At 62.5% G+C, this 14,900-nt stretch carries 20 protein-coding genes and 1 pseudogene; 13 read left to right on the top strand and 8 right to left on the bottom strand.

Features of this window, described 5'->3' with window-relative positions:
• Window positions 1-14: 14 nt before the first annotated feature.
• The 3 genes from rpmC to PSQ39_RS03790 all read left to right on the top strand — a co-directional run bounded on the left by rpmC (window position 15) and on the right by PSQ39_RS03790 (window position 1,116).
• On the top strand, window positions 15-212 hold the full coding sequence (gene rpmC, locus PSQ39_RS03800; protein WP_273925273.1) for a 50S ribosomal protein L29: 198 nt from the start codon (window positions 15-17) through the stop codon (window positions 210-212).
• Window positions 213-221: 9 nt separating this feature from the next.
• On the top strand, window positions 222-491 hold the full coding sequence (rpsQ, locus tag PSQ39_RS03795) for a 30S ribosomal protein S17 (RefSeq protein ID WP_273925271.1): 270 nt from the start codon (window positions 222-224) through the stop codon (window positions 489-491).
• A gap of 118 nt (window positions 492-609) precedes the next feature.
• The gene (locus PSQ39_RS03790; RefSeq protein WP_273925270.1) at window positions 610-1,116 is read left to right on the top strand and encodes a peroxiredoxin; all 507 of its coding nucleotides are present in this window, start codon (window positions 610-612) and stop codon (window positions 1,114-1,116) included.
• A gap of 101 nt (window positions 1,117-1,217) precedes the next feature.
• Here PSQ39_RS03790 and PSQ39_RS03785 read toward each other — a convergent pair whose 3' ends face one another.
• The 4 genes from PSQ39_RS03785 to PSQ39_RS03770 all read right to left on the bottom strand — a co-directional run bounded on the left by PSQ39_RS03785 (window position 1,218) and on the right by PSQ39_RS03770 (window position 4,562).
• The gene (locus PSQ39_RS03785; protein WP_273925627.1) at window positions 1,218-1,658 is read right to left on the bottom strand and encodes a GNAT family N-acetyltransferase; all 441 of its coding nucleotides are present in this window, start codon (window positions 1,656-1,658) and stop codon (window positions 1,218-1,220) included.
• A gap of 163 nt (window positions 1,659-1,821) precedes the next feature.
• The gene (locus tag PSQ39_RS03780) at window positions 1,822-2,328 is read right to left on the bottom strand and encodes a TlpA family protein disulfide reductase (RefSeq protein WP_409241978.1); all 507 of its coding nucleotides are present in this window, start codon (window positions 2,326-2,328) and stop codon (window positions 1,822-1,824) included.
• 221 nt (window positions 2,329-2,549) lie between these two features.
• Entirely contained in the window at window positions 2,550-3,683 is a 1,134-nt protein-coding gene (locus PSQ39_RS03775; RefSeq protein ID WP_273925268.1) for a hypothetical protein, read from the bottom strand.
• A gap of 138 nt (window positions 3,684-3,821) precedes the next feature.
• Complete coding sequence (locus PSQ39_RS03770) at window positions 3,822-4,562, bottom strand: alpha/beta fold hydrolase (protein ID WP_273925267.1); 741 nt, start codon at window positions 4,560-4,562, stop codon at window positions 3,822-3,824.
• Window positions 4,563-4,795: 233 nt separating this feature from the next.
• Between PSQ39_RS03770 and PSQ39_RS03765 the strand changes: the two genes are divergently transcribed.
• Genes PSQ39_RS03765 through ptsP form a run of 5 tightly spaced genes read left to right on the top strand, consistent with a single transcriptional unit; the run spans window position 4,796 to window position 8,979 of the window.
• Entirely contained in the window at window positions 4,796-5,233 is a 438-nt protein-coding gene (locus PSQ39_RS03765; protein ID WP_409241977.1) for a hypothetical protein, read from the top strand.
• 7 nt (window positions 5,234-5,240) lie between these two features.
• On the top strand, window positions 5,241-6,482 hold the full coding sequence (locus tag PSQ39_RS03760; protein WP_273925265.1) for an MFS transporter: 1,242 nt from the start codon (window positions 5,241-5,243) through the stop codon (window positions 6,480-6,482).
• Entirely contained in the window at window positions 6,479-6,925 is a 447-nt protein-coding gene (locus PSQ39_RS03755) for a PTS sugar transporter subunit IIA (protein ID WP_273925264.1), read from the top strand. The genes PSQ39_RS03760 and PSQ39_RS03755 overlap by 4 nt, the downstream gene beginning before the upstream one ends.
• On the top strand, window positions 6,894-7,163 hold the full coding sequence (locus PSQ39_RS03750) for an HPr family phosphocarrier protein (RefSeq protein WP_273925263.1): 270 nt from the start codon (window positions 6,894-6,896) through the stop codon (window positions 7,161-7,163). The genes PSQ39_RS03755 and PSQ39_RS03750 overlap by 32 nt, the downstream gene beginning before the upstream one ends.
• Before the next feature lie 49 nt (window positions 7,164-7,212).
• On the top strand, window positions 7,213-8,979 hold the full coding sequence (gene ptsP, locus PSQ39_RS03745) for a phosphoenolpyruvate--protein phosphotransferase (RefSeq protein WP_273925262.1): 1,767 nt from the start codon (window positions 7,213-7,215) through the stop codon (window positions 8,977-8,979).
• Between the two features lie 57 nt (window positions 8,980-9,036).
• On the opposite strand, the gene lipA is transcribed toward ptsP, so the two are convergent.
• The 4 genes and pseudogenes from lipA to PSQ39_RS03725 form a co-directional block, all read right to left on the bottom strand.
• Window positions 9,037-10,026 carry a lipoyl synthase gene (gene lipA / locus PSQ39_RS03740; RefSeq protein ID WP_273925261.1) on the bottom strand — a complete coding sequence of 330 codons (990 nt, stop codon included), beginning with the start codon at window positions 10,024-10,026 and terminating at the stop codon, window positions 9,037-9,039.
• A 5-nt stretch (window positions 10,027-10,031) separates the two neighbouring features.
• A complete protein-coding gene (lipB, locus tag PSQ39_RS03735) occupies window positions 10,032-10,700 on the bottom strand; it encodes a lipoyl(octanoyl) transferase LipB (RefSeq protein WP_409241991.1) in 669 nt (222 codons plus the stop codon).
• Window positions 10,701-10,713: 13 nt separating this feature from the next.
• Window positions 10,714-10,986, bottom strand: coding sequence for a YbeD family protein (locus tag PSQ39_RS03730; RefSeq protein ID WP_273925624.1), 273 nt, complete (start codon window positions 10,984-10,986; stop codon window positions 10,714-10,716).
• Between the two features lie 42 nt (window positions 10,987-11,028).
• Window positions 11,029-11,889, bottom strand: a pseudogene (locus PSQ39_RS03725) (D-amino acid aminotransferase); the annotation flags it as partial.
• 208 nt (window positions 11,890-12,097) lie between these two features.
• On the opposite strand from PSQ39_RS03725, the gene PSQ39_RS03720 reads away from it, so the two are divergent.
• The 5 genes from PSQ39_RS03720 to PSQ39_RS03700 are packed head-to-tail and all read left to right on the top strand — an operon-like array spanning window position 12,098 to window position 14,869.
• Window positions 12,098-12,571 (top strand): ATP synthase subunit I, encoded by a 474-nt coding sequence (locus PSQ39_RS03720; protein WP_273925259.1) that lies wholly within the window; start codon window positions 12,098-12,100, stop codon window positions 12,569-12,571.
• A gap of 36 nt (window positions 12,572-12,607) precedes the next feature.
• A complete protein-coding gene (gene atpB, locus PSQ39_RS03715; protein ID WP_273925257.1) occupies window positions 12,608-13,486 on the top strand; it encodes a F0F1 ATP synthase subunit A in 879 nt (292 codons plus the stop codon).
• 56 nt (window positions 13,487-13,542) lie between these two features.
• Window positions 13,543-13,812: a F0F1 ATP synthase subunit C gene (atpE, locus tag PSQ39_RS03710; protein WP_007847749.1), complete on the top strand. Its 270-nt coding sequence runs from the start codon at window positions 13,543-13,545 to the stop codon at window positions 13,810-13,812.
• Between the two features lie 34 nt (window positions 13,813-13,846).
• On the top strand, window positions 13,847-14,317 hold the full coding sequence (locus tag PSQ39_RS03705; RefSeq protein WP_273925250.1) for a F0F1 ATP synthase subunit B: 471 nt from the start codon (window positions 13,847-13,849) through the stop codon (window positions 14,315-14,317).
• A gap of 9 nt (window positions 14,318-14,326) precedes the next feature.
• Window positions 14,327-14,869, top strand: coding sequence for a F0F1 ATP synthase subunit delta (locus PSQ39_RS03700; RefSeq protein ID WP_273925249.1), 543 nt, complete (start codon window positions 14,327-14,329; stop codon window positions 14,867-14,869).
• Window positions 14,870-14,900: the final 31 nt, after the last annotated feature.

Genomic DNA, 14,900 nt, shown 5'->3' with positions numbered 1-14,900 from the left:
CAGGAGAAATCGATATGACGAAAGCTGCTGAACTGCGCCAAAAAGACGTTGCCGGCCTGGAAGCTGAAGTGAAGTCCTTGCAAAAGGCCCACTTCGGTCTGCGTATGCAAAAAGCCACGCAACAACTCAACAACACGTCTACGCTGCGCACGACCCGTCGTGACATCGCACGTGCTAAGACCATCCTTGCTGAAAAGCAAGCCGCCAAGTAAGGAGCCCACATGACGGAAGCTAAAAAATCCCTCAAGCGCACCTTGATTGGCAAGGTTGTCAGCGCAAAGCGTAGCAAGACCGTGACCGTGCTGATCGAGCGCCGTGTGAAGCACGAGCTCTACGGCAAGATCGTCGGTAAGTCGAGCAAGTACCACGCCCATGATGAAAATGGCGACTACAAGCTGGGCGATGTGATCGAGATCACGGAAAGTCGTCCGATCTCCAAGACCAAGAACTGGGTTGCAACCCGTCTGGTTCAAAAGGCCTCCATCGTTTAAGTCTTCACCGACTTTGGCGACAAGCCCCTGAGAAACGACCCACAATGTGGGTCGTTTTTCTTTTTGGGCCTCGGTTTTTCGCTCAGGCCTGTTCACCCCCGCTGTTCAAGGAGCACACATGATCAAAGTTGGCGACAAGCTGCCCTCTACCACCCTGATGGAATACTCTGAAGTGGAGGGCGAAGGTTGCAGCATCGGCCCCAATGCGGTGGATGTGGCCAAGGCCACGGCGGGTAAAACCATTGCCTTGTTTGCATTGCCGGGCGCTTTCACGCCGACCTGCTCGGCCAAGCATGTGCCAGGTTACGTGGAACACGCCGAAGCGTTCAAGGCAGCGGGTGTGGATGAGATCTGGTGCCTGAGCGTTAACGACGCCTTCGTCATGGGCGCCTGGGCCCGTGATCAAAAGACCGATGGCAAGGTGCGCATGCTGGGCGACGGCAGCGCCGACTTCGCCAAAGCCACTGGCCTGACGTTGGACCTGACGGGCCGCGGCATGGGTGTGCGCAGCAACCGTTACTCGATGCTCGTCAAGGACGGCACCGTGGTCAGCCTGAATGTGGAAGGCCCGGGCAAGTTCGAAGTCAGCGACGCAGCCACCTTGCTGGCCCAAGCCAAGGCCTGATCGCCAAGGGGTGCTTCAGGTACCCCGCTCAAGCGGTGTCCATCTGTGGGTGGCACCGCTTTTTTCATGCCCGAGTCCGATCGGTTGGACGCAAGGCCGGGTCAGAACAGGTCGGCCTTCAGGTAGTGCGAACCCGCAATTGGGTTGTGGTAGTAGGGGGGAATCTCTTCAAACCCGAGTTCCGCATACAGGGCCCGTGCGGACTCCATGTCGTCGAGGGTGTCCAGCAACACGCTGGCGTATCCGGCTTGCCGAGCCGCATCCAGCACAGCTTCTGCCAGTTGCCTGCCCAAACCAAAGCGTCGGAATGCCTTGCGCACGTAAAGCCGCTTCATCTCAGCGGCATTGGGGTAATCGGCGGCATCCAAGGGGCGCAGGGCGCAGCAGCCTGCAACCTCCCCATCCACCAGAGCCAGCAGCAAGGTGCCGCGGGGCGCGGCATAGTCACCTGGCAGGTGGGCCAGTTCGTGCTCAAAGTTCTGGAAGCACAGATCGACCGCCAGGCTGTCGGCGTACTCGCGGAAGATTTCGCGCACCTGCATCAACTCGACCTGGCTGGTCGGGAGGGTGATCTGAACGTCGGTCGGGGTCACGGCAAGGAGGGGCTACAAAGTTGGCGACATTATCGACGCACAGCTCAGTGAGAGCATGGACGGGGCCGGTGGGTGGTCACGGGCCACTTCCGCGCCAGGTCTGGGGGCGTGATCAGGTCTGGGCCAGCAACTTCTCAATCAGCTGATGCAGTTCTGTGAAGTTGGGTTCACCGATGTAGCGCTTGACGATGTGCCCCTTTTTGTCGACCAGGTAGGACGTCGGTGTGAGTTGGACCTCACCCCAGGCTTTGGCAATCTGGCCCGTGTTGTCGATCGCGACTTGGAAGGGCAATTTGCGGGTTTGAGCAAAGTTCACCACATAGGCTGGGGGGTCGTAGCTCATGGCCACCGCCAGTGTGTTGTAGCCCTTGCTTTGGTACTTGTCGTAGGTGGCGATGATCTTCGGCATCTCTGCGACGCAGGTGGTGCAACTGGTGGCCCAGAAGTTGACCAGCGTGACCTTGCCTTGCAGGCTGGCGCTCGTTTCGCGGCTGCCATCGAGCAGCACGAAGGTCGATTCAGGCGCTGGCGTGGCCTGGGTGCTCCACCAAAAGGCACCCACCGCCAAGGCCAGACCCGCAGCGGCCGCGAGGGCCAGCGATGTTGTTTTTGCAGTCAAGGGGATCTCCACACAAGTCTTGAGTGTAATTCGAAGCCCTCGCCGGGCTCACGAAGGTGGTGCGGGCCCGGCAGGGAGGCGCCTTCAAGACGTCTCTGGGGTGGAGTCGGCGCGCTTACAAAAGTTCGGTAGGCCGGTCAATTGATGGTCGTCAACTGATCGGGCCATGGCCGGAGATCTCTCGACTGACCCGTGCCATGGCCTGTTGTTCCAACGGCGCGTCAATCGGACTTGCCCAGATCGCGAACCAACACGGCGGGCAGCTGCGCGTGCAAACTGCCGCGACTGATGCGGACCACGGCGCCATCCATCCAGCTGGCCATGGTCAGCGTGTGCTGTTCTGCGGTGATCTCCACCGTCGGAAACCGGCTGTCATGGGTGAGCAAGGTCTGGCGCAAGGTGTCCAGGGCTTCGCAGTTCAGCCGCTGGTCCACAATCAACATCTGCGGGCGGTCGCCGTCACAGGCGCGGCGGGCCCGCTCGGCGCTGATCACCGTGTCGACTTGCAAGCCGCTGGCGGCGCAGATCTGTTCGACGTCTTCCTGCAGGCCGATGTCAGCCGTCACCAGCAGCAGGCGCGGGCTGGTCAGCCCGCGCGCATGGCTGCTGGACCAGGACGAATCGGGGCTGCCTTGCAGCTCCATCGGCACGCTTTGCCCGAGTTGCTGCACGGTGCGTTTGAATTCCAGGCTCAGCGTCAGTTGCTGGTTGGATTCGTTGTGCTGAATGGGAATCTGGGCATGGGCGGCGGCCTCGACCAACAGCCACCAGCTCAAGCGATAGGGCTCAGGCTGGTGGGCGCTGTGGGGGCTGGAGTCAGACACGGTGGGGCGGGCCTTGAAACTCAGCAGCCCATGCGGTGGCCAACTGGGCAGTTCCAGTGTGACCGTGAGCCGGTAACCAGGACGGGCCATCCAAGACAGCGCTGCGTGCAGCAGGGTCTCCAACAGCCCGGGATCGATCAACACCTCCACCGGTTGCAGGCGGTGGACCAAATCCACCGCACGGCTTTGCAGCAGGCCTGCGTTGTCTGCGAGCGCCTGGCGCAGTCGGGCATCCAGGGCGACTTGCTCATGTGACTGCCGGATCGGGCTGTGCGCCAAGCGATCCAACAATTGGCTTTGGGTGGCGATGCGCCGGGCGGTGCCCAGGGAGGCCATCAAGGCAGTCACTTGCTGGCGTGAGAGTTTGCCGGTGCCCAGCAGGTGCTGAACGATGTGCTCCATCTCCAGCAGTGGCCCCGACAACTCGGCGCCAATCGACCCAGCCAGCAGGTATTCCGGGCGGGGCGAGGGCGTGGCGCCGGGTGAGGTGGGGCGCCCGTCGGGGCGGACAGAGTCAGAGGGGAGGGCCATGGGAGCGTTCAAAGACACCCTGGTTGGGCAGGCGGGGTCATGGGGCAATTTCCTGTCGAAAAGTCATTCGAGCCGAAAAGTGTCATTTTGTATCACTTGTGGATCGAACGGCGAACATGTTCGCAGGAGTTGCCTCACTCAGCGGGCACCGTCGGCGCAGCCCAACAGCAGCTCGATCAAGGCTTCAGGGGCGCTGACCATGGGGTCGTGGCCAGTGGCCAAATCGACACAGCGGGCCCCGGGTAACCAGGCGCCATCCCAGAAGCGGGCGTCGCGTACCCGCGTACGGATCACGTCGATGGTCGCCAGTGGGGGCTGGGTGCAATCGATGAAGGTCCTGGGGACTGAGGCCACGCGTTGTGGGTCGAACTGCAAGGGCGCTTCATAGGTATGCCCCGGATGGGGTGTCTGACGTCGCTTGACCCAGGCGTGGCGCTCGGCATCCAGGCCAAAAACCGCAGGATCGGGTGCTGGAAAGCTGTAGTGGGCATCTTGTTGGGCGGCTGCCAGGCGCGCCTCGCGGGTGGCGCGGGCATGGGTGCTGCTCCAACTCTCGCCCACTTTGGGCACCACCGCATCGACGTAAACCAGGTGCTTGAGCCTTTGGGGCATGCGGTCGGCCACAGCTGTACCGAGCATCCCGGCATAAGAGTGCACGGCCAGGACCACGTCCTGAAGCTCTTCGGCCTCCAGCGCATGCACCACATCCGCGATGTGCGTTTCCAAGGTGATGTTGGCGGACATCAGGTGGGCCCGTTCACCCACCCCCGTGAGGGTCACCGCGTGGGCGCGGTGACCCGCTCGGATCAAGCCTTCAGTGACGTGACGCCAGCACCAGGCACCATGCCAGGCGCCGTGAACAAGAAGAAAGTCAGCCATGCAAAAAAGGTCCTGATCTCGGTTGGCGGGGACTCCCCCCATGGAAGGCCCATGCACCATTGTGGTGGCAACCAGATAATGATGGCATGAGTTCATTATTGACAAAGACAAGCCCTCGCCAGGGGCGGGGGAGCGCCAGGTCTTGGGGGGTCATCATTTGCCTCGCTGGCCTGGCCTTGGGAGGCTGCAGCCCCGCCTTCAATTGGCGGGAGTTGCGGGTCGAGGAGGCGTCTTTGTCCCTGATGCTGCCCTGCAAGCCCGACCGGGGCCAGCGCAGTGTGTCCTTGGCGGGGCAGTCGGTGGAGATGAGCATGGTTGGGTGCGAGACTGGCGACGCCTTGCTGGCGCTGTCGCACATGCCTTGGCCAACAGGCCTGCCGGTGGGGGAAGCCTTGGCGCAGTGGCGCGCGGTGACCTTGCAGCATTTGGGGGCGGCGTCAGGGGGCGATGTGACGCAAGCCTTTGTGCCTCCTGGCGCCTTGGTCGTGCCACAGTCCGTGCGCCAACGGGTGCAGGGGCGACGATCCGATGGCAGCCCGGTACAGGCTCAGTTGGCTTGGTTTGCTCAGGTCGGCCCCCAGGGCACGCGCCTGTTTCAGGCCGCTTTTTACGCACCCAAGGTGCCCGCCGAGCCGGCGCAGACCTGGCTCGACAGTCTGCGTTTTCAGTGAGGTTGCAGTGCACCATCCTTTGCCCCGTGGGGCGGCCATTGTTGTCTTTTTTTCCTTTGCCTGTGCGTACTTTCTGTCAGCGCTGATCCGCGCCGTCACGGCCACGCTGTCACCCCTGCTGACGCAGGAATTTGCCTTGCAAGCGCGTGATCTGGGCTTGCTGGCGGGGGGCTACTTCTTGGGCTTTGCCGCGACCCAGTTGCCATTGGGCACTTGGCTCGACCGCCATGGTCCGCGCAAGGTGATTCTTTGCTTCTTGGCGGTAGCGGTGCTGGGGTGTGTGGCTTTCTCCGTGGCCACCAGTTTCACGGCCTTGATGGCGGCTCGGGTCTTGTGCGGTGTGGGGGTGAGTGCCTGTTTGATGGCCCCTTTGACCGGCTTCAGACGTTGGCTCACGCCTCAAGCCCAGTTGCGTGCCAACTCGTGGATGCTGATGACGGGTTCGTTGGGCATGGTGGCCTCGACCTTGCCCGTGCAACTGCTCCTGCCCTGGGTGGGTTGGCGTCCGCTGTTTTGGGGGCTGGCTGCCTTGACGGTCTTGGCCATGGGCTTGATCGCCTGGCGTGTGCCGGTCTGGTCCCGGGCATCGGTGGCTGCCGATGGCGAGGCCGAGGTGGCACCAGGCTATGCCGAGGTCTGGCGTCACCCCTATTTTCGACGCATGGTGCCGATTGGCTTTTGCAGCTATGGCGGCATGGTGGCCATGCAGACGCTGTGGGCTGGGCCCTGGATGGTGCGTGTCGCGGGCTACAGCCCGGCCGAGGCGGCCACTGGCTTGTTTGCCATCAACCTGTGCATGCTTTGCACGTTCTGGGCCTGGGGGCTGTTGACGCCCAGGTTGTTTGCCAGGGGCTGGACAGTGAACCGCCTCATCACCCATGGCCTGCCGGTGAGCCTGGGGGTGATGGCCTTGATCATCTTGTTGGGCGAGCAGGCCGGTGCCTGGGCCTGGGCCCTGTTCTGTGTCACGTCCACGTTCGTTTCATTGGCGCAACCGGCAGTGGCCATGGCCTTCCCGCCGGCGCTGGCGGGGCGGGCGCTGTCGGCCTACAACCTGGTGGTGTTCGCCGGGGTGTTTGTCGTGCAGTGGGGCATCGGGCTGGGGGTGGACCTGTTTGGCGGCCTGGGATGGTCCTCAAGCGCCTCATTCAGGGCGGCCATGGGGGTATTCCTGCTCTGTTCTGTCCTCAGCTACGCCTATTTCAGGCTGGCGAAAAGCCATAATGCAACGCGAGTACCGACCCCATGAGCAACAGCATCCTGATCATCGCCCACGCCCCCCTGGCTCACGCCCTGCGCCAGTGCGCGCTGCATGTCTTTCCGGACTGCGACCGCGACGTGGTGGCGGTGGATGTGCAACCCAATCTGTCACCCGACGAAACCCTGGCCACGGCGCGCATTGCCATGTCCACCCTGGCGCCGCGTGACATCTTGGTGCTGACCGATGTGTTTGGCGCCACCCCATGCAACGTCGCCCAGCGTCTGGTGGATGGCGTGCACTCGCGGCTGATCGCAGGCGTCAACCTGCCCATGCTGCTGCGCACGGTCACGTACCGGCACGAGTCTTTGGATGCGCTGGTGGCGCGCGCGGTCGTCGGGGGCACGCAGGGCGTGCTGCAGGTGGCCATCACGGCGCCGCAAAACCAGGCGAGGAGAAAAAATGATCAAAACCACCACGACCATCAGCAATAAGCTCGGCCTGCACGCGCGGGCCTCGGCCAAGCTCACCAAATTGGCGGGCAGCTTTCCCAGCGAAGTCTGGATTTCCAAAGGTGAACGCCGCGTGAATGCCAAGAGCATCATGGGCGTGATGATGTTGGCTGCCGGCATTGGCAGCCAAGTGCAACTCGAGACCGACGGCCCGCAGGAACAAGAGGCCATGGACGCCTTGTTGGCCTTGATCGCCGACAAGTTCGGCGAGGGCGAATGAGCCCACTGGGGCTGCGGTCCCGTTTCATCCACCCTCAAGGAAGCCCGGCATGACCTTCACCGTCCATGGACTCGCGGTCGCCCGTGGCATCGCCATTGGGCGTGCCGTGCTGGTTGCCTCCAGCCGCATCGATGTGGCGCATTACTTTATCGACCCTGCCCGGGTACCGGCCGAAATCGACCGCATCCGCGTGGCCCGCAATGCGGTGGTCGACGAGTTGCAGCGCCTTCAGCAAAGCGTCGCCCAGATGGGCCCCAACGAGGCGCCGCATGAGCTGACGGCCTTGCTCGACGTGCATCTGATGTTGTTGCAGGACGAGGCCCTGACCTCGGGCGTCAAGCACTGGGTGACCGAACGCCTGTACAACGCCGAGTGGGCGCTGACCACGCAGTTGGAGTTGATCGGCCGCCAGTTCGATGAGATGGAGGACGAGTACCTGCGTGAGCGAAAGGCCGACCTCGAGCAGGTGGTCGAGCGCGTGCTGCGCCACATGAAGGGGGCGGCATCGCCGGTCTCGCCGCCGCCGCCTTCGCCGCGCCGCGCCCAACAGGAATTGCTGCTGGACGACACGGTCGACGTGCCCTTGGTGCTGGTGGCGCATGACTTGTCGCCTGCCGACATGCTGCAGTTCAAGCAGAGCGTTTTCGCTGGCTTTGTCACCGATGTGGGGGGCAAAACCTCGCACACCGCCATCGTGGCGCGCAGCATGGACATCCCGGCGGTGGTCGGCGCGCGCAGTGCCAGCCAGTTGGTGCGCCAGGACGACTGGGTCATCATCGACGGCGACGCCGGCGTGATGATCGTCGACCCTTCGCCCATCATCCTGGCCGAGTACGGCTTCAAGCAGCGCCAGGGCGAACTTGAGCGCCAACGCCTGTCCCGGCTGCGCCACACCCCGGCCGTCACCATGGATGGCGAAAAAGTCGAGTTGTTGGCCAACATCGAGATGCCCGACGACGCCCCCGTGGCGCTGGCCGCGGGCGCTTTGGGCGTGGGCTTGTTCCGCAGCGAATTTCTGTTCATGGGGCGCCAGGGCAAGTTGCCTGGCGAAGAGGAGCAGTACCAGGCCTACCGCCGTGCGGTGGAAGGCATGCAAGGCTTGCCCGTCACCATCCGCACGGTGGACGTGGGGGCCGACAAGCCACTGGACCACACCCACCGCGATGATGCCCACCTGAACCCTGCGCTGGGCCTGCGTGCCATCCGCTGGAGCTTGGCCGACCCGGCCATGTTCCGCACCCAGTTGCGCGCCATTTTGCGGGCGGCCGCGCATGGCAAGGTCAAGCTCTTGATACCCATGCTGGCGCATGGCAGCGAGATCCGTCAGGCCCTGGCCCAGATCGACCTGGCGCGGGCCGAGCTGGACAACCTGGGGCAGGTCTACGGCCCCCTGCAGTTGGGCGCCATGATCGAGATCCCGGCCGCCGCCTTGTCGGTGCGCATGTTCCTGAAGTACTTCGACTTCCTGTCCATCGGCACCAACGATTTGATCCAGTACACCTTGGCCATTGACCGGGCCGACGAGTCGGTGGCCCACCTGTATGACCCCCTGCACCCTGCGGTGCTTCAGCTGGTAGCCGATACCCTGGACGCTTGCCGCGCCCTGGGCAAAGAGGTCAGCGTGTGCGGTGAAATGGCGGGGGATGTGAGCATGACCCGTTTGCTGCTGGGCCTGGGGCTGCGCAGCTTCTCCATGCACCCCTCGCAAATCCTGGCGGTCAAGCAAGAAGTCTTGCGCAGCGACACGCGCAAGCTGGGTCCGTGGGCCCAGACCGTGCTGCACAGCGACGAGCCGACGCAGCTGATGCCCAGCTGAGGCAGAACCCGCCAGGTGAAGGCTGGGCCGCACGGGCCCTTGCCTCCTTGGCAGGCGTCAGGCCTTGCCTTCGAGCACGTGGCCAGCTTGCTGGTCGGCGTGGTAGCTGGAACGCACCATGGCACCCACGGCTGCATGGCTGAAGCCCATTTTGTAGGCCTCGGTTTCAAACATCTTGAAGGCGTCCGGGTGCACGTAGCGGCGCACCGGCAGGTGGCTGTTGCTGGGCGCGAGGTACTGACCGATGGTCAGCATGTCAATGTGGTGCTCGCGCATGTCACGCATCACCTGCAGGATTTCTTCATCCGTTTCGCCCAGGCCGACCATGATGCCGCTCTTGGTTGGCACGTTGGGGTGCAGGGCCTTGAACTTCTTGAGCAGGTTCAGGCTGAAGGCGTAGTCCGAGCCAGGGCGCGCTTCCTTGTACAGACGCGGCACGGTCTCCAGGTTGTGGTTCATCACGTCGGGCGGCGCTGCCTTCAGGATCTCGAGGGCGCGGTCGTCGCGGCCGCGGAAGTCAGGCACCAAAATCTCAATTTGCGTGTCGGGCGACAGCGCGCGGGTCTGGCGAATGCACTCGACAAAGTGACCACTGCCGCCGTCGCGCAGGTCGTCGCGGTCCACGCTGGTGATGACCACGTACTTGAGCTTGAGCTTGGCAATCGTCTTGGCCAGATTCGCTGGCTCGTTGACATCCAGCGGGTCAGGGCGACCATGGCCCACGTCGCAGAAGGGGCAGCGGCGGGTGCATTTGTCGCCCATGATCATGAAAGTAGCTGTGCCCTTGCCAAAGCATTCGCCGATGTTGGGGCAGGAGGCCTCTTCACACACCGTGTGCAGCTGGCTTTCGCGCAGGATCTGCTTGATCTCGTAGAAGCGCGTGGTGGGCGAGCCGGCCTTGACGCGGATCCACTCGGGCTTCTTCAGCACCTCGGCCTGTTCGACCTTGACCGGAATGCGGGACAGCTTGGCCGCTGCCTTTTGCTTGGCCAAGGGGTTGTAGGCGTCGACCGCCTGTGCTTCACGTACGACTTCGTTGGTGCTCATCTGAATTACGGCGCGAGAAAGGTCTGGAGCTTCTGGCTCAGGACCGCTGCCGCGTCTTCCCAAGTGGATTGAACCCCGATTGTAGAAAGGTCCACGGTTTTCAAGCCTGCGTAGCCGCAAGGGTTGATGCGCTCGAAGGGCGACAGGTCCATCGCCACGTTCAGCGCCAGGCCGTGGTAAGTGCAGTGGCGGCTCACTTTGATCCCCAGCGCCGCGATTTTGCCCAGGCCCCGAAACGGGTCGTGGGCGGGCATGGGGCCACTCAGCGCGGCGTGGCTGAACGGGTCGTCCAGGCGCACATAAATGCCCGGGGCCCCGGCCACGCGGTGGCCGGTGACACCAAAGTGGATCAGCGTGCGCAGCACGGCCTCTTCGATGCGGTAGACGTACTCTTTGACGAAGTAGCCGCTGCGCCGCAGGTCGATCAGCGGGTAGGCGACCACTTGGCCGGGACCGTGGTAGGTCACCTGGCCACCGCGGTTGGTGGCTACCACGGGGATGTCGCCGGGAGCCAGCAAGTGGGTGGCTTGACCCGCCACGCCCTGCGTGAACACGGGGGGGTGCTCGCAGAGCCAGAGTTGGTCGGCTTGGGCTTCATCGCGCTCGGCGGTGAAGGCCTGCATGGCGGCCAGGGTGGGTTCGTAAGCCACCCGGCCCAGCACCTGGGCTTGCATGGGCGTGCCCATGTCAGAGCACGTATTTGGCCAGCGGGTGGGCGGTCAGCGCGCGGTACAGGTTGTCCAGTTGCTCGCGGCTGGTGGCGGTCACGGTCAGCGTCACGCTGAGGTACTTGCCGCCCGAACTGTCGCGCATCTGCACCCGGCTGATTTCGAAGCTGGGGTCGTGCTCGGTGGCAATCGCCGCCATGGTCTCGACAAAACCCTCGACCTTGGGGCCCATGACCTTGATCGGGAACAGGCTGGGGTATTCAATCAAGGACTCAGCGCCCTCGATAGGCACCGACGCTGCGGCAGGTGCTGGCGCCTTGGCCGTGGGCTCGGAAGCCGCCTTGGCGGCCTGGTAAGCCGCGTAAAGCTTTTGGTAGACAGGACCCGGCTGGCCCGAGCCCACGGGCTGACCATCCAGGCGCGTCACGGCCAACACTTCCTTGGTGGCGGAGGACAGCATCACTTCGTCAGCGGCCAGCAGTTCGGCATGGCTGATTTTGCGCAGCTCGAAGGGGATGCCCGCGTCCCGGCACAGGGTCTCAAGCAGGCCGTAGCGAATGCCTTCGAGCACCAGGTGGTCACGGGGGGCGCCCATCAATTGGCCGTCTTTGACCACCCACACATTGCTGGACGAGGCTTCGCTGAGGATGCCGTCACGCAGCAAAATGGTTTCGGTGGCGCCGGCTTCTACGCTGATCTGGCGTGCCAGCACGGCGGGCAGCAGACTCGTGCTTTTGATGTGGCCCTTTTTCCAGCGGAAATCGTCGGCCGTGACGCAGGCCACGCCCTGTGCACGGGCCGTGGCCGATTGGCTTTTGAGCGGGTTGATCATGGCGAACACGGTGGGCTTGACGCCTGGCGGAATGGCGTGGTCACGGGGGGCCACGCCGCGCGTGACCTGCAGGTACACCGTGTGATCGCTCTCGCGGGTGCTGGGGTTGCGTTGGATCAGGTTGTCCGCGATGTCACGCCACTCTTCCGCGGTGTGCGGGTTGGCCATCTGCACCTCGGCCAGTGATCGGCCAAGGCGCGCGATGTGTTCGTCAAAGCGGAACAGACGGCCACCATAAACCGGGATGACCTCGTAGATGCCGTCGCCAAAGATGAAGCCACGGTCAAGCACGCTGATGCGTGCATCTTGGAGGGCGGTATAGTCGCCGTTCAGAAAACAGAAGGTGTCTGGGAGTGCTTGCATGGGCAAATTATCAGCGCTGAAGGGCTGGGCCGCGCGGCGTCCCACTTGAACGCTTGGGTGGGTGTGCATTGCCGTCCCTCAGGTCACAACAGCTTTGACCCGCGTTCTTTTCGGGCGTGCGCGCTTTACATCCTTGGCTGCTCTGGGTTTTTACTTATAATCAACGGCTTTGCTGAAATTCAGGCTTGTAACCCTGGCGTAACCCAGAATGAACACAATCGCGCCAGGTTCTGAAGATGAGGTGGAAGAGTCTGATTTCAAGCCGCTGACTGCCGAAGAGGCGCAGCAGCTTCGTTCAAGAATCGTGCCAATCTCCTTGGGGCGGATCTTGCTGACTCAGGTCTTGGTGGGTGCTCTGGTGGCGTTGATCGCTTGGGGGCTCACTGGACGCTCGGTGGCCGCTTGGTCCGCCGCTTATGGCAGTTTGGCTGTGGTGATTCCCGCAGCACTTTTTGCCCGAGGGGTGCGCAAGCACATGGCGTCGACGAACCCGGGGGCTGCGGTGACCGGGTTGTTTGGATGGGAGCTCGTCAAGATTGTGCTGACGGTGGCTGCGCTGGCAGCTGCGCCCTGGGTGGTCCCAGGGTTGGTCTGGCTGGCCTTGTTGGCTGGCATGGTCTTGACGTTGAAGATGTACTGGTTTGCGCTGTGGCTGCAGACCAGGTCCGTGAAACCGAATTGACTGTTCGTTCGAAGAGTTAAAGGAAAGAGTTGAAAGATGAGTGCAGAACAACATGCCCCGACAGCGAGTGAGTACATCGTTCACCACTTGCAGCATTTGCAGAATGTCCCGCAGAAGGCCATCGTTGATTTCTCGGTTGTCAATTTCGACTCCATCGTGACCGCTGGCCTGCTCGGCATCGTGGCCGTGCTGCTGTTGCTGGTCGCTGCTCGCAAGGCCACCTCGGGTGTTCCCGGTCGCTTCCAGGCGGCCGTCGAAATCTTGGTTGAAATGGTGGACAACCAAGCCAAGGCCAACATTCACAGCGCCGAAAGTCGCAAGTTCATTGCGCCTCTGGGCCTGACCGTGTTTGTGTGGATTTTCCTCATGAACTTCATGGACATGCTGCCGGTTGACCTGTTGCCCGCGCTTTGGGGCAAGGCTTACGCTGCAGCCGGCCACGATCCTGAACACGCTTTCCTGCGCATCGTTCCAACCGCTGACCTTTCCACCACCCTGGGCCTGGCTTTTGCTGTCCTGGTGCTGCGTTTCTGGTACAGCGTCAAGATCAAGGGCGCTGGCGGCTGGGCCCACGAGCTGGTTTCGGCTCCCTTTGGCACCAGCAAGAACCCGATTTTTGCCCTCATCCTGGGCGTCGTGAACCTGCTCATGCAGGTGATTGAATACGTGGCCAACACCGTGTCCCATGGCATGCGGTTGTTCGGCAACATGTATGCAGGTGAACTGGTGTTCATGCTGATCGCGCTCATGGGCGGCGCAGCAGCACTGTCCCTGTCGGGTGTCTTGCTGCCGGTGGGCCACATCATTGCGGGCACCATCTGGACGCTGTTCCACATCCTGGTGATCACGTTGCAAGCCTTCATTTTCATGATGCTGGCACTGATCTACCTGGGTCAGGCACACAACGCCCACTGATTTTCTCGTTCTCGTTTTTTTCTTTCCTCAACCATCCGTATCTTTAAGGAGTCATCATGGAAAACATTCTCGGTCTCGTCGCTCTGGCTTGTGGTCTGATCGTTGGTCTGGGCGCTATCGGCGCTTCGATCGGCATCGCACTGATGGGTGGTAAGTTCCTCGAATCTTCCGCTCGCCAACCTGAGCTGATCAACGAACTGCAAACCAAGATGTTCATCTTGGCCGGTCTGATCGACGCCGCCTTCCTGATCGGTGTGGCTATCGCTCTGCTGTTCGCCTTCGCTAACCCGTTCGCTTCGACCTTCTTGGCCAACCTGCCCAAGTAATTCCCGTTCAACGCCACTCTAGAAAGGTGTTGCCGTGAGTATCAATGCGACCCTGTTCGTTCAGGCCATCGTATTCCTGATCTTGGTGTGGTTCACGATGAAATTCGTGTGGCCCCCGATCGCGAAGGCGTTGGATGAACGTGCCCAGAAAATCGCCGATGGTCTCGCTGCTGCCGACCGTGCCAAGACCGAACTCGCCGCTGCTGACCAGCGCGTGAAGAAGGAATTGGCCGCCGCCAGCAATGAAACTGCATCGCGTCTGGCTGATGCTGAGCGTCGTGCTCAGGCCATCATCGACGAGGCCAAGGCCCGTGCTACCGAAGAAGGCAACAAGCTGGTTGCCGCTGCCAAGGCAGAAGCTGAGCAGCAATCGGTCAAGGCCCGTGAGGCCCTGCGTGAGCAGGTTGCCGTGCTGGCCGTGAAGGGTGCTGAGCAAATCCTGCGCAAGGAAGTCGATGCCGGCGTTCACGCCGATCTGCTGAACCGCCTGAAGACCGAGCTGTAAGGAGCAACCATGGCTGAACTCGCCACCATTGCCCGTCCTTACGCCGAGGCCCTGTTCAAGGCCAGCACATCGACCGCTGGCGTTGACCTCAACGCCACGGCCGCTTGGCTGGACGAGCTGGCTGCGATTGCAGCCGACGCCCAGCTCAAGCAGTTTGCCGAGAGCCCCAAAGTCAGCGGCCAACAGGTTTTCGACCTGGTGGCTGGCCTGACCAAGTATGTGTTGCCCGACCAGGGCAAAAACTTCTTGCGCGCGGTGATCGACAACGGCCGGCTCCAAGCGCTGCCTGAAGTTGCTACCCAGTTCCGCAAACTGGTCAATGCCCAAAGCGGCTCGTCGGATGCCATCGTGTACAGCGCGTTCCCCGTGGACGGCGCTGCCCTGGCAGACCTCGCCGCCTCGCTCGAAAAGCGTTTTGCTCGCAAGCTCAATTTGACCGTTCAACTGGACAGCACCCTGATCGGTGGTATCCGTGTGGCGGTGGGCGACGAGGTGCTCGACACCTCGGTCAAAGCGCGTCTCGAACAAATGAAAGCGGCCCTGGCCGCGTGAACCGCGGCCTTGTGCCTCGGCTAAACCAAGA

It is taken from the genome of Curvibacter microcysteis, from assembly GCF_028649455.1.
GTDB classification, from domain to species: domain Bacteria; phylum Pseudomonadota; class Gammaproteobacteria; order Burkholderiales; family Burkholderiaceae_C; genus Curvibacter; species Curvibacter microcysteis.
Note: the sequence above shows the minus strand (reverse complement) of the source record. Positions and strands in the feature narration are given on the sequence as shown.